The sequence below is a fragment of the Microbacterium sp. NPDC089186 genome (genome assembly GCF_040685115.1).
Taxonomy (GTDB): Bacteria; Actinomycetota; Actinomycetes; order Actinomycetales; family Microbacteriaceae; genus Microbacterium; species Microbacterium galbum.
In genome coordinates, this window is sequence record NZ_JBFBHJ010000003.1 from 113,585 (window position 1) to 126,744 (window position 13,160).

A 13,160-nucleotide genomic window follows, 5' to 3' on the forward strand; every position below is an offset into this window, starting at 1 on the left:
CATCCGGGCCGTCCGGCGGTCGGGGTCAGACGGCCTTGCCGAACTGGATCGCGCGGACGATCTGGAAGACGCCGAGGATGACGAGCGAGACGCCGATCAGCAGGAACAGCGTGACCGCCCCCAGCAGCGGCGAGAACAGCAGGACGACGCCGGCGACGATGCTGACGATCGCGAAGAAGATCGTCCATGCGCGCGCCTTCGATCCGTGGCCCGCGGTGGTGAGCGAGACGACGCCCTCGATGATCCACAGGATGCCGACGAGCGTGCCGATGAAGACGCCGAACCACGCGGCGGTGGCCGGCAGGTTGGTGAAGGAGAAGATGCCGGCGACGATGAACAGCACGCCCAGCACGATGTAGCCGATGCGCGCCCAGCCGGAGCGCCAGAACAGACCGATACCGATGTTCACCACTCCGGCGATGATGACGTAGACGGCGATGATCCCGACGGCGACCTGGGCTGTGCGACCGGGCCAGAGCAGTATCAGCAGGCCGATGACGAGCGACAGCGCGCCGCTCACGCCGAGGGCGGTCCGGACGGCTCCGACGGCGGGACTGGTCGTGGACGAGGGCGACATGGCGAGCCTTTCTGAGTGAACGCTGAGAACAGTGCTTACCCTAGACCCGGGCGTGAAACCCGCGCGAACGTCCCGTCGCGGACGGTCACGCGGGGGAGTGGTCGAGCAGGAGCGCGACCGCGAACAGTACGGGCAGGCACCCGACCGTCGAGATGAACACGACGTCGCGCGAGAGGATCTCGCCGACCCCGTAGCGCTGTGCGAAATTGAACACGTTCTGCGCGGTGGGAAGTGCCGCGAGCACCACGACGATGAAGATCTGGTCCTCGGGCAGACCGAACAGCGACGCCACCAGCAGCGCGATCGCGGGCATGGTGGTCAGCTTGAGCGCCGAGGCGATGACGACGTCCACGCGGCGCCCGGGCTCCGTCAGCACGCGCTGGCCGTACAGCGACATGCCGTACGACATCAGCAGCACGGGGACGCACGCGCCCGCGATGAGATGGAGGGGGTCGAAGACGATGGGCGGCAGGTCGATGCCGAGCAGCGCGACGAGGACGCCGAGCGCGGAGCCGATGAGCATCGGGTTCTTCGCCGTCTGCGCCAGGATGCGTCCGATGTTCCGGGAGCCCGAGGTCGCGGCATCCAGGATGCCCAGGGCGATCGGCATCAGCACGAGCAGCTGGAACAGGATGACGGGCGCCGAGAACGCGGCGTTGCCGAGCATGTAGAGCGAGATCGGGATGCCGATGTTGTTGCTGTTCACCTGCCCCGCCGACAGCGCGCCGATCACGGTCTCACCGACCGGTCGGCGCAGAATCAGCGCCGAGATGAGCACGGAGACGGCGATGATCGCGGCGGCGGTGATCATCGACACCGGCAGCAGGGCCGAGAACAGCGTCGCCACGTCGGCCGTGGCGAGCACCGTGAACAGCAGGAACGGCGACAGCACGAAGAAGGTCAGGCGGCTGAGGACGTGCCGCGCGTGCGGACCCAGCAGATCGATGCGCGCGATGACATAGCCCACGATCACGGCGAGGCCGACGACGGCGAATCCGGTGAGGATGCCGCTCACGCGTGGATCCCGTGACGGGACGGGGCGGGGGAGAGAGGCATCCTCTCGAGCGTAGCGGGGGCGCGGAGGCGGCCGTGACGCGGGTGCGGGGCGGGAGGGAGCTTCGCACGGAGCGGGGGCGTGTCGGGTCACGGGCAGCGGCGCAAGTCCCGGGGGAGGCCCGGGACGCGGCTCTATCCTCGGCTCCTGACATCCCCGTCGGGGGCCATCGACCGTCTGGAGCTCCGAGTGAACACCTACCCCGCCAACCTCACCGAGATCCTCGAGCGTGAACCGCTGCCGGCATCCGGGATCGACTCGGACGACGTCGCGTACGAGATCGACGGCGTCGCGTATCGCGGGTATCGCGCGCGGCCGGCCGGCGAGGGGCGGTATCCGGGCGTCATGGTCGTGCACGACTGGCTCGGTGTGACCGACTACGTGCGCATGCGGTGCGACATGCTCGCCCGGCTCGGTTACGCCGCGTTCGCCGCCGACGTGTACGGCGCAGACGTGCGACCGACCCCACAGGAAGCCCCGGCGGTCGCCGGGCGCTTTTACCAGGATCGTCCGATGTGGCGGAAGCGCCTCGTCGAGGCCTTCGAGCAGCTTCGCGTCGACCCCTCGGTGGATGCCGACCGCACCGCGGCCATCGGCTACTGCTTCGGCGGTTCCTCGGTGCTCGAGCTCGCTCGCACGGGCGCGGACGTCGACGCGGTCGTCAGCTTCCACGGGGGCCTGCTCACCGGGCCCGAGGGTGAAGCGGAGAACATCACCGCCGGCATCCTGGTGCTGCACGGCGCGGCGGATCCCGTCGCGCCCGACGACGCGATGATCGCCTTCGAGAACGATCTGCGGACGGCGCCGTCGGTCGACTGGCAGCTCGTGTCGTACGCGAACGCGATGCACGCGTTCACGCTGCCGGATGCCGATGCTCCCGAGCAGGGCGCGCAGTTCCAGGCCACCGCCGAGCGACGCAGCTGGGCGGCGATGAAGGCGTTCCTGTCGGAGATCTTCGGCTGAGGCGGGCTGCTGCGTGGCCGCTGGGCCGCTGGTGACGCAAGCCGATAATGCACATTATGTCAGTTTACGTCGATCGAGCGGATCCCCCGCGCCGAGGGAAACCCGTGCGCTGTCTCTCCGTCGGAGTCAGGACCCCGTGCGGATCCACTCCGACGTGACGCCGATCACCCGCGACCCGTCGAGATCGCCCAGCGACAGGCCGGCGAAGCGCACCGCGGCCTCCGACGTCTGCCACCGGAATTTCGGCTCTGACGTGGTGGCCGCCTCGACGACGGCTTTCGCGGCGTCCTCCGCCGATTGCGCGGCCGCGAACGACGCGGCCGTGCGGTCGAGGTAAGCCTGCTGCAGTTCGCTGTACGGGCCGGCCGGGGCGCGGTGCACCGAGTCGGTGAACGACGATGCCACCGCCGCGGGCTCGACGATCGAGACGTCGATGCCGAACGGCGCGACGACCGGGGCGAGGGACTGCATGAGCCCCTCAACGGCGAACTTCGCCCCGCAGTACGCGTCGGCGAACGGCTGGCCGACCGCTCCCCCGACGCTCGTCACGGTCACGATGCGGCCGCGGCCGCGCTCGCGCATTCCCGGCAGCACGAGACGGGTGAGACGGGCGACCGAGAGGTAGTTCGTGTCGAGTTGCGCCTGGAGATCGGCATCCGACAGCTGCTCGAGCGTGCCGACGGCGCCGCGCCCGGCGTTGTTGACGAGGATGTCGACGGGCCCGACGGCCTCGATCAAGGCCTCGGCTGCAGCGGCATCCGTCACCTCCAGGGCGCGGATGTCGAGCTCGACCCCCGCCCGGGCGGCGGCCTCGCGCAAGGCGTCGGCGCGGGAGACGTCGCGCACCGTCGCGATGACCGCGACACCCGCCTTCGCGAGTCCGATGGACGTGTGCAGGCCGATGCCGCTAGAGGTGCCGGTGACGAGCGCAGTAGTCATACGCTCATCCTCCTCCCGTCCGCGCGAGAGGGAAATGCGGTTCTCATCCAGCGAACGCTGACAGGCTGACGCGATGACGATCGATCGGGGGCACGGTCTTCGCCGCGCCATGAGGCGCCGTCCGCGGACGACCGTGGCTCTCGCGGCGACCGGACTGTTCGTGCTGTGCCTCGCGGTGCTGACGATCGTCATTGCCGTCGGAGCGCGGCGACGGGAGGACCGAGGTCGTCGTCGGATCGTGGGATGCCGACGCGATCCTCTCCGTGGCGGGACCGGCATCCGGTCTGCTCCTGCTCGTGGTCCTGTGCGCGATCCGGGCTCCGCGGTGGTGGCTGCTGCTGTTCGTGCCGCTGCGCCTGGCGGTGAGCGTGGTGCTTCTCGGTGCGCTGCTCCTCGCGGCGTTCAAGACAGGCGGAACCGTCGTGCCTCTCGTCGTGGACGGGTGCCGGAGCGGCTACGTGGTCAGCGAACGCCGGCCGTGGGACGAGACCGACGTGCGGGTGCTCCGAGTCGACGGGCTGACGGGAACGCTCGTCGCGAGCGGGACGGCTCGCGACGGCGGGCACCCCTTTGCCGAGGGGGACTACCGAATCGTTAGCGACGGCGAGAACCTGCGCGTGCGGTCGTCCCGCCTCACCGGTCCCACGTTCGTTCTTCCGGTGCTCGCCGATCCGGTATCCGGTTCGTGCGGTCTGCCGGATGGGGAGGGGCCGCTTCGCACGCCCACGGCGGAGCCGGCGGCTCGACAGTCCGAGGAGGGGCCTTCGCCCGCCCCGATTCTCCGCGACACGCGCGCTGAGGTGGCTCGCATGGTGCAGGTGACCCTGGATGCCGCGACCACAGCCGTCAGAGACGCGGACGGGGCGTTCGTCGAGGCCCCGGCGGCATCCGATCTGCCGTGCGACGGCACGACCGGGATCGCCCTCGCCTTCGCGACGGGCGACAACAGCGCCTCGTACGCGTCGATCCTCGCGGCGTGGGACGCCGAGGGCTTCTCCGCCGATCGCGCGATGCAGGAGGACCTCCGCGACAACGGCGTCGTACGGCTCTCCGCGCGCGACATGTCGACGATCGACGGCTTGCTGCACCTCTCGCTGACGGCGCCGTGCCGTGCCTCGTGACACAGGCGCGGGCACAGCGCGTCACGCGTGAGGCAGTGACGGGGCGGGCGTCCGTGCGTCGCGTGTGACGGGTCAGCGGGCACGGGGTGTCGCAGACGCCGGAGCCGCGGTCAGGTCAGGGGTTCGAGAGTCACCCATCGGCCGCCGAACTTCGGCTCGCGGCCGTCGCCCGACGACGTGCGGGTCAACCGCCGCCGCACCCAGGGCGCGACGTGCTCGCGATAGTAGGCGGAGCCCTTCAGCCGCTCGATCTCGGGGATCTCGCGCAGATGCCACCACTCCCCCGGCGGGGTGAGGCCGACGGACTCGATCACGCGGGCGGCGACGCGATGGTGGCCGCGAGGATTCATGTGCAGGCGGTCCACCGACCAGAACTCCGCGCCCGCCAGCTCCCGGTCGAACCAATTGTAGGCCGTGAGCACGTCGGGCCGTTTCTCGAGGCGTTTCTCGACCGCGTGAGAGAGGCGGTCTCCGCGCGCTTCGATGAGCTTGCCGAGCGGCAGCCCCGCCGAGGGGTTCGCACCGGAGAGCACGATGAGCTGCACGCCCTCCTCATCGCAGCGGCGAACGACGTGGTCGAAGAGGTCGACGATGCGCTCGATGCCGGTCCGCGGGCGCAGCATGTCGTTGCCGCCGCCGTTGAACGACAGGTGGGTCGGCTTCAGCGCGAGCGCCGGCTCGAGCTGCTGCGCGACGATCGGCTCGATGAGCTTGCCGCGGATAGCGAGGTTCGCGTACTCGATCGGCTCCCCCGCGGCATCCGCCCACCCTTGGGCTGCGAGATCGGCCCAGCCTCGTACGGTGCCGTCGGGTAGTTCGTCGCCGACCCCCTCGGTGAACGAGTCGCCGATCGCGACGTAGCGCACGGATGCCATGCCCCGAGCCTACGCGCGCGACGCACAGGCGACGCGCAGTCGGTTGCCCGCCATATCCGCCGGTTCGGGGCGCATCCCGTCGTTCGGGGCGGATGGTTCGCGCCCCGAACGGTGGAATTCGCCCCGAACCAAGGGAACATGGCCTCCGTGAGCGGCTGCGCCGGGAAAAGCGGGGCTACGCCAGTGCCCGACCCCTCTGCTCGCGCAGGAAGAGGGCGGCCACGACGGCGACGGCGAAGAACGCCGCGAAGACGACGAAGAGCAGGGGCGCTCCGCCGAGCCCGAGCAAAGGCGGCACAGCGAGAGGGGCGAGGATGGATGCGATGCGCCCGACCCCCGCGGCCCACCCCGCGCCCGTCGCACGCAGGGCCGTCGGGTAGGTCTCCGGGGTGGCGGCGTAGAGCGCGCCCCACGCGCCGAGGTTGAAGAACGACAGGGCCATGCCCGCTGCGATCACCGCGACCTCGCCCGACGCCGTGCCGAACAACACCGCCGAGACGGCGGATCCCGCGAGGAACGTCGCGAGCGTCGCACGGCGGCCCCACGCCTCGATCAGCCAGGCCGCGACGGCGTAGCCGGGCAGCTGGGCGAGCGTGATCACCAGGGTGAAACCGAACGAGCGCACGAGGTCGTAGCCCTGCGAGACGAGGATCGTGGGGATCCAGATGAACGCCCCGTAGTACGAGAAGTTCACGCAGAACCACAGCACCCACAGGCTCGCGGTGCGCGCCCGGAGGGCGGGTGCCCACAGTGCGCTCACGCGCGGCCGGGGGGCGGGAGAGGATGCCGCGACCCCTTCCGTCGACGCTTCGAGGGCGATGCGACCGGCGGCGGCCTCCAGGTCGCGCACGATCACGACCGCCTCCGCGTTGCGTCCGCGCGAGGCGAGCCACCTCGGGGACTCGGGCAGCCCCCACCGGACGACGAGCGCGTACACCGCGGGGATGGCGCCGAGGGCGAAGGCCCACCGCCAGCCGTCGGCGGACGACGGCACCACGAGGTAGCCGATCACCGCGGCGGCCGTCCATCCGACCGCCCAGAACGCCTCGAGGAAGACGATGAGACGCCCCCGCATGCGCGCCGGCGCGAACTCGCTGACGTAGGTCGAGGCCACGGGCAGCTCCGCCCCGAGGCCCAATCCGACGACGAAGCGCAGCACGAGCAGCGCCGCCAGCCCTCCCACGAGGGCGCTCGCGCCGGTGGCCACGCCGTACACCAGCAGGGTGAGGGCGAAGACGTGACGGCGGCCGAAACGGTCGGCGAGCAGTCCGCCGACGCTCGCCCCGATCGCCATTCCGGCGAACCCCGCCGACGCGATCCACGACGCCTGCGTCGGGGCCAGCTGCCACTGCACGCTGAGCGCGGCGATGACGAATGAGATGAGCCCGACGTCCATGGCATCCAGGGCCCATCCCAGCCCCGATCCGCCGAGGATCCTGCCGTGCCGCCGGGTGAACGGCAGGGCGTCGAGACGCTCGGACACCCGGACGGTGTCGGTGCTCGTGGTCACCGGGCGACGGGAGCGTCGGCGAGCATGTCGTGCACGAGCGGCCGTACCTGCGTGCCGTACAGCTCGATGCTGCTCAGGAGGTGGTCGTGCGAGATCGACCCGCTGGCCATCTTGAGCTGGAAGCGGCTGTTGCCGAGGGCCCGCACGGTCGCGGCGATCTTGCGAGCGACCGTCTCGGGCGAGCCCACGTACATCGAGCCCTCGGGGCCGACATCGTGCTGGAAGCGCAGGCGGTTGTACTCCGGCCAGCCGCGCTCGCGCCCGATGGTGTTGTTCAGCTCGGCGACGCCCTCGTACGCCTCTTCCCACGCCTGTTCGTCCGTGGCGGCGACGTGCCCGGGCGAGTGCACCGAGATGGGCATCTGCGGCTTGCCGAGCTCGGCGAGCGAGCGGCGGTACAGGTCCGCGTACGGACGGAACCGCGCCGCCGAGCCGCCGATGATCGCGAGGACCAGGCCGTACCCGTAGCGCGCCGTGCGCACGACCGACTCGGGTGAGCCCCCGACTCCCACCCACGCCTTCAGACCGTTCTCGGTCTTCGGGTAGACGTCGGCGTCCTGCAGCGCGGGGCGCGTGCGGCCCGACCACGTGACGGGCCTCTCCTGCAGGAGGAGCGAGAACAGCTCGAGCTTCTCCTCGAAGAGCACTTCGTAGTCGGCGAGGTCGTAGCCGAAGAGCGGGAACGACTCGATGAACGATCCACGCCCGAGGATCACCTCGGCACGCCCGTGCGAGACGGCGTCGAGGGTCGCGAACCGCTCGTAAACGCGCACGGGGTCGTCGCTGGAGAGGACCGTGACAGCCGTGCCGAGGTGGATGTCCCGCGTCCGCGCGGCCGCCGCGGCGAGGACGATCTCGGGGCTGGTGACGGCGAAGTCCTTGCGGTGGTGCTCGCCCACCCCGAAGAACGACACGCCCACCTGGTCGGCCAGGACCGCCTGGTCGACGACGTTGCGGATGGTCTGCGCATCGGACAGCAGCGACCCGTCGGGGCCGCGTGAGATGTCTCCGAAGGTGTCGAGGCCGAGCTCGAGAGGGCGAACGTCCATGAGGTCTCCTTGCATTCGGATGAATGAACTTTACGCGTGCTCGGGGTATTCCCCCGCATCGACGAGGGGCACCGCCGCAGCGGCACCCCTCGGGGAATCAGACGGATGCCAGAGCTGTGCGCAGCGTGTCGAGACCGACGCCGCCGATGTCGAGGGCCCGGGTGTGGAACTGCTTCATCGAGAAGTCCGCCCCGCGGCGCTCCCGCTCCACCTCGCGCACCTGCTCCCAGATGCGCTGGCCGACCTTGTACGACGGTGCCTGCCCCGGCCACCCGAGGTATCGGTTCACCTCGAAGCGCACGAACTCCTCGCTCATGTTGACGTTCTTCAGCATGAAGGCGAGGGCGTAGTCGTGATCCCAGGTGCCGTTGCCGTCGAGGCGCGGCTTCTGCAGGTGCACGCCGATGTCGAGCACCACGCGCGCCGCGCGCATGCGCTGCCCGTCGAGCATGCCGAGACGGTCGGCGGGGTCGTCGAGGTAGCCGAGCTGCTCCATCAGACGCTCGGCGTAGAGGGCCCAGCCCTCCGCGTGCCCGCTGGTGCCGGCCAGCAGGCGGCGCCACGAGTTGAGTTCCGCGCGGTTGTACACGGCCTGAGCGATCTGCAGGTGGTGGCCCGGCACGCCCTCGTGGTAGACGGTCGTGAGTTCGCGCCACGTGTCGAACGTGTCGACGCCCTCCGGCACCGACCACCACATGCGACCCGGTCGGGAAAAGTCGTCGGTCGGACCTGTGTAGTAGATGCCGCCCTCGTTCGTGGGCGCGATCATGCACTCCAGGCGACGGATGGGCTCGGCGATGTCGAAGTGCGTGCGACCCAGCTCCTCGACGGCGTTGTCGCTGGTGCGCTGCATCCACTCCTGCAGGGCCTGCGTTCCGCGGAGCTTGCGCGACTCGTCCTTCTCGAGGAAGGCCACGGCTTCCTCGACGCTCGCGCCGGGCAGGATCTCGTTCGCGATGGCCTCCTGCTCGGCGACCATGCGCGCGAGCTCTTCGACGCCCCACTCGTACGTCTCGTCGAGGTCGATCTCGGCCCCGAGGAAGCGGCGCGAGTGCAGCGCGTACATCTCGCGGCCGACGGCGTCGACGTCGCCCGCCGCCGGGGCGAGCTCCCCCGCGAGGAATGTCGCGAGCGCGTCGTAGGCCACGCGTGCGGCATTGGCGTTGGCGGACAGGTCGCGGGCGAGGGATGCCGGCAGCTGGCCCTCCTCGGGAGCGGCATCACCGACGAACTCGGCGAAGAACCCCGTGTCGGACGTATAGCGGGCGATCTGCGTCACGACCTCGGTCACCTGACGGCGGGCCGGAACGACGCCCTCGGCGATTCCGCGACGGAGCGTCGCGACATACCCGTCGATCGCAGCCGGGAGCGCCTTCATGCGCTCCGAGATGATCGACCAGTCGTCCACTGTGGCGGTGGGCATGAGGTCGAACGTCGAGCGGATGTCCTGCGCCGGCGAGGCGATGACGTTGAGGTCGCGCAGATGCGTCTTCGCCTCGTGCTGCTCGATCGTCAGGTCGAGCTCGCGACCCAGGTCCATCTTCGTGACCGTGTCGATCGCGTCGACGGGCTCGGCGGTCTCGAGCGCGCTCCGCGTCGCGCGCGCATCGGACACGAGGGCCTCGGCCCCCTCGGGGCTGTAGTCGCCGAAGCGGCCGTTGTGCTCGAACCGGCCGATGTAGGTCGCCAGTGTCGGCTCGCGCTCGGCCAGGGTGTCCACCCACGCGTCCGCGATCGTGTCGATCGGCGTGGGGCTGCGGTGTGCGTCAGTCATCCTCCGAGCCTAGGGAAGGCTCAGCGATGGCGCACCCCGCCCCCGCCGGTGGAGGCGTCGGGGAGGAGGGGTGGCCGGGATCAGTGACCCGCTTCGTCCCAGTCGCCGCCGCGACCGATCTGCACGTCGAGGGGCACCGACAGGTCGGCCGCGTCGGCCATGCGCGCGCGCACGATGCCCTCCACGGCATCCCACTCCCCCGCCGCGACCTCGACGACGAGTTCGTCGTGGATCTGCAGCAGCACGCGAGAACGCAGTCCCGCGGATGCCAACTCGTCGCGGATGCGGAACAGCGCGACTTTCATGATGTCGGCGGCACTGCCCTGGATGGGGGCGTTCAGCGCCGCGCGCTCCGCGTTCTCGCGCAGGACCCGGTTCATGCTGGTGAGATCGGGGAACGGCCGGCGTCGACCGAAGATCGTCTCGGTGTAGCCGTCTTGACGGGCCTGCTCGACCGAGCCCCGCAGGTAGTCGCGCACCGCACCGAAGCGGGCGAAGTACTCGAGCATGAGCTTCTTGGCCTCGGACTGTTCGATGCGCAGCTGCTTCGACAGGCCGAAGGCGGACAGTCCGTAGACGAGGCCGTACGACATGGCCTTCACCTTCGTGCGCATCGCGGGCGTGACGTCCTGCGGGTCGACACCGAAGACGCGCGCGCCGACGAACCGGTGCAGGTCTTCGCCGGAGTTGAACGCCTCGATCAGACCGGGGTCGCCGGAGAGGTGCGCCATGATCCGCATCTCGATCTGGGAGTAGTCGGCGGTCAGCAGCGTCTCGTAGCCCTCGCCGACCTCGAACGCGGCGCGGATGCGACGGCTCTCCTCGGTGCGGATCGGGATGTTCTGCAGGTTCGGGTCGGTGCTCGACAGGCGGCCGGTCTGGCTGCCGGTCTGCACATACGTCGTGTGGATGCGTCCGTCGGCGCCGGTCGCGGTGTCGAGGGCGTCGATGATCTGCTTGAGCTTCGTCGCCTCGCGGTGGCGCAGCAGCAGGTCGAGGAACGGGTGCGGAGCGCTCTCCTGCAGGTCGGCGAGGGCAGCGGCATCCGTCGTGTACCCGCTCTTCGTCTTGCGCGTCTTGGGCAGCTGGAGCTCGTCGAACAGCACCTCCTGCAGCTGCTTGGGCGAGCCGAGGTTCACCTCGTGCCCGATCGCCGCGTAGGCGTCGCGCGCGAGGGCGTCGGCGCGCGCACCGAGCTCGGCCGAGAACCCGGACAGCTTCTCGTGCGACACGGCCACCCCGGCCAGCTCCATGTCGGCCAACGCCGTGAGGGTGGGCAGCTCGATGTCGTCGAGCACGGAGGCGACCTTCTCGGGCAGCGTCCCGCGCTGCGCCTCGGCGACGCGGCGGGTGAACCACGACAGCTGGCCGGGAGTCGCGCCCTCCGTCTCGGGGACGAGCTGGGTGGGATCGGCGACCGGCAGCTTCTCGTCGAGCTCGCGCTCCACGAGGTCGGCGAGCGACTTGTCGGGGAAGCTCGGGCGAACGAGCCATCCGGCCAGCAGCACGTCGAATGCCACGCCGCCCACCGTGATTCTCTCGCGGGCGAGGGCTTTGATCTGGGGTTTGGCATCGCAGAACACCTTGGGGGCGTCGGATGCCAGCCACGGCGCCAGCGCGTCGCGGACGGCCGGACTCCATTCGGCCTCGACGGCCGCGTCAGCAGACGCGAGACCGATCGCCGTGGGCACGGAACCGGAGAGGCTGAGGGTGACCCCCACCTCGCCGTGCGCGTCGGTCGCCCACGCCGCGAGGGCCGCGGGGTCGAGGCGCTGCGGAGCGGGAGCGGTCGCGGTCGGGCGGACCTCTTCGACGACGCCGCCCTCGGCGCCCAGCGCGTCGAAGACGCGCGGCAGCAGCGTGCGGAACTCCAAGCGGGCGAAGATGTCGCGGACGGCCTGCGCATCGAGCGGCTGGACGGCGAGGTCGTTCGGGCCGACCGGGAGCTCGACATCGCGCAGCAGGCGGTTCAGCGCGCGGTTGCGCTTGACGGCGTCGAGGTGCTCGCGCAGGTTGTTGCCGACGACGCCGGTGATCTTGTCGGCGTTGTCGAGGAGGGCCTCGAGCGACCCCCACTGTGTCAGCCACTTGACGGCGGTCTTCTCGCCCACCTTCGGCACGCCGGGCAGGTTGTCGCTCGTCTCGCCGACGAGGGCGGCGATCTCGGGATACTGAGCCGGCGGCAGCCCGTACTTCTCGATCACCGCGTCGGTGTCGTAGCGCTTGAGCTGCGAGACGCCCTGCACGTTGGGGTAGAGCAGCGTGACGTCGTCGGTCACGAGCTGGATGGTGTCGCGATCACCCGAGCAGACCAGCACCGTGAAGCCCTGCTCCTCCCCCTGCGTGGCGAGGGTCGCCAGGATGTCGTCGGCTTCGAAGTCTTCTTTCTTCAAGACCGGAACACCCATCGCGGCCAGGCACTCCTGCAGGAGCGGGATCTGCCCCTTGAACTCGGCCGGCGACTCGCTGCGGTTGGCTTTGTACTCCGTGTATTCGCGCGTGCGGAACGATTGCCGCGACGTGTCGAAGGCGACGGCGAGGTGCGTGGGCTTCTCGGCCTTCACGAGGTTCACGAACATCGACAGGAAGCCGTAGATGCCGTTGGTGTGCTGGCCGTCCTTCGTCGAGAAATTGTCGACCGGCAGCGCGTAGAACGCGCGGTAGGCCAGCGAGTGGCCGTCGACGACGAGGAGAGTAGGCTTTTCGGCATCCGTCACTCTCCCAGCGTAACGAGAACCACGGACACTCCCCCGGCTCGGCCCGATTCGCGGCCGTCCCGCCCGGTACGACGAAGGCGACGATGAGCAGCTCCACGACTCCCGACACCCGCAGTGGCCTCGACTGGGCGCGCGAGCGCGGCATGGGGGCCCTCGCCGCGAAGATGGGCATCGAGTGGGTCGAGTTCTCGGTCGAGCGCAGCGTCGCGACGATGCCCGTCGAGGGCAACACCCAGCCGGTGGGTCTCCTGCACGGCGGCGCCTACGTCGTCCTCGGCGAGTCGCTCGGGTCGATGGCGGCCAATCTGTACGCCGGATCCGGCAAGCTCGCGGTCGGCATCGACATCAACGCCACGCACACGCGTTCGGCCACCTCGGGCATCGTCACGGGGGTCTGCACCCCGATCCATCTCGGTCGCTCGCTGACGGTCCACGAGATCGCCGTGAGCGACGAACAGGGCCGGCGCTGCTCGACCATCCGCATCACGAACATGATCAAGGACGCCCCGCAGCCCTGACCCGGATTCGCGCGGGAGGACCCGGAGCCTGTCGAAGGGTCCGGGCACAACGAGAAATGGATG

The 13,160-nt window shown here is 70.1% G+C and carries 11 protein-coding genes; 3 read left to right on the forward strand and 8 right to left on the reverse strand.

Annotation, left to right across the window (positions count from 1 at the left end; all coding sequences use genetic code 11):
- Nucleotides 1–25: 25 nt before the first annotated feature.
- Together AB0N82_RS10755 and AB0N82_RS10760 are read right to left on the reverse strand one after the other, a co-directional pair.
- Nucleotides 26–577: a DUF308 domain-containing protein gene (locus AB0N82_RS10755; protein ID WP_315995793.1), complete on the reverse strand. Its 552-nt coding sequence runs from the start codon at nucleotides 575–577 to the stop codon at nucleotides 26–28.
- Between the two features lie 85 nt (nucleotides 578–662).
- Complete coding sequence (locus AB0N82_RS10760) at nucleotides 663–1,592, reverse strand: AEC family transporter (RefSeq protein WP_363391437.1); 930 nt, start codon at nucleotides 1,590–1,592, stop codon at nucleotides 663–665.
- Between the two features lie 228 nt (nucleotides 1,593–1,820).
- On the opposite strand from AB0N82_RS10760, the gene AB0N82_RS10765 reads away from it, so the two are divergent.
- On the forward strand, nucleotides 1,821–2,594 hold the full coding sequence (locus tag AB0N82_RS10765) for a dienelactone hydrolase family protein (protein WP_315995791.1): 774 nt from the start codon (nucleotides 1,821–1,823) through the stop codon (nucleotides 2,592–2,594).
- Nucleotides 2,595–2,720: 126 nt separating this feature from the next.
- Here the strand turns inward: AB0N82_RS10765 and AB0N82_RS10770 are convergent, their stop codons facing one another.
- Nucleotides 2,721–3,533 carry an SDR family NAD(P)-dependent oxidoreductase gene (locus AB0N82_RS10770; RefSeq protein ID WP_363391440.1) on the reverse strand — a complete coding sequence of 271 codons (813 nt, stop codon included), beginning with the start codon at nucleotides 3,531–3,533 and terminating at the stop codon, nucleotides 2,721–2,723.
- 191 nt (nucleotides 3,534–3,724) lie between these two features.
- Between AB0N82_RS10770 and AB0N82_RS10775 the strand changes: the two genes are divergently transcribed.
- Complete coding sequence (locus AB0N82_RS10775) at nucleotides 3,725–4,654, forward strand: hypothetical protein (protein WP_363391443.1); 930 nt, start codon at nucleotides 3,725–3,727, stop codon at nucleotides 4,652–4,654.
- Between the two features lie 110 nt (nucleotides 4,655–4,764).
- On the opposite strand, the gene AB0N82_RS10780 is transcribed toward AB0N82_RS10775, so the two are convergent.
- From AB0N82_RS10780 to polA, 5 genes are all read right to left on the reverse strand, one after another.
- Nucleotides 4,765–5,529 (reverse strand): SGNH/GDSL hydrolase family protein, encoded by a 765-nt coding sequence (locus AB0N82_RS10780; protein ID WP_363391446.1) that lies wholly within the window; start codon nucleotides 5,527–5,529, stop codon nucleotides 4,765–4,767.
- Nucleotides 5,530–5,704: 175 nt separating this feature from the next.
- Nucleotides 5,705–7,039: an MFS transporter gene (locus AB0N82_RS10785; protein WP_315995787.1), complete on the reverse strand. Its 1,335-nt coding sequence runs from the start codon at nucleotides 7,037–7,039 to the stop codon at nucleotides 5,705–5,707.
- A complete protein-coding gene (locus AB0N82_RS10790) occupies nucleotides 7,036–8,088 on the reverse strand; it encodes an LLM class flavin-dependent oxidoreductase (protein ID WP_363391449.1) in 1,053 nt (350 codons plus the stop codon). The genes AB0N82_RS10785 and AB0N82_RS10790 overlap by 4 nt, the downstream gene beginning before the upstream one ends.
- A gap of 97 nt (nucleotides 8,089–8,185) precedes the next feature.
- Nucleotides 8,186–9,862 carry a DUF885 domain-containing protein gene (locus AB0N82_RS10795; protein WP_363391452.1) on the reverse strand — a complete coding sequence of 559 codons (1,677 nt, stop codon included), beginning with the start codon at nucleotides 9,860–9,862 and terminating at the stop codon, nucleotides 8,186–8,188.
- A gap of 80 nt (nucleotides 9,863–9,942) precedes the next feature.
- Entirely contained in the window at nucleotides 9,943–12,579 is a 2,637-nt protein-coding gene (gene polA / locus AB0N82_RS10800) for a DNA polymerase I (RefSeq protein WP_363391455.1), read from the reverse strand.
- 83 nt (nucleotides 12,580–12,662) lie between these two features.
- Between polA and AB0N82_RS10805 the strand changes: the two genes are divergently transcribed.
- Complete coding sequence (locus tag AB0N82_RS10805; RefSeq protein WP_315995783.1) at nucleotides 12,663–13,097, forward strand: hotdog fold thioesterase; 435 nt, start codon at nucleotides 12,663–12,665, stop codon at nucleotides 13,095–13,097.
- Nucleotides 13,098–13,160: the final 63 nt, after the last annotated feature.

Coding starts and splice junctions, on each gene's coding strand:
- AB0N82_RS10770 (WP_363391440.1), bottom strand. CDS start 3,533: ATGACTACTGCGCTCGTCACCGGCACCTCTAGCGGCATCGGCCTGCAC.
- AB0N82_RS10780 (WP_363391446.1), bottom strand. CDS start 5,529: ATGGCATCCGTGCGCTACGTCGCGATCGGCGACTCGTTCACCGAGGGG.
- AB0N82_RS10755 (WP_315995793.1), bottom strand. CDS start 577: ATGTCGCCCTCGTCCACGACCAGTCCCGCCGTCGGAGCCGTCCGGACC.
- AB0N82_RS10795 (WP_363391452.1), bottom strand. CDS start 9,862: ATGACTGACGCACACCGCAGCCCCACGCCGATCGACACGATCGCGGAC.
- AB0N82_RS10805 (WP_315995783.1), top strand. CDS start 12,663: ATGAGCAGCTCCACGACTCCCGACACCCGCAGTGGCCTCGACTGGGCG.
- AB0N82_RS10790 (WP_363391449.1), bottom strand. CDS start 8,088: ATGGACGTTCGCCCTCTCGAGCTCGGCCTCGACACCTTCGGAGACATC.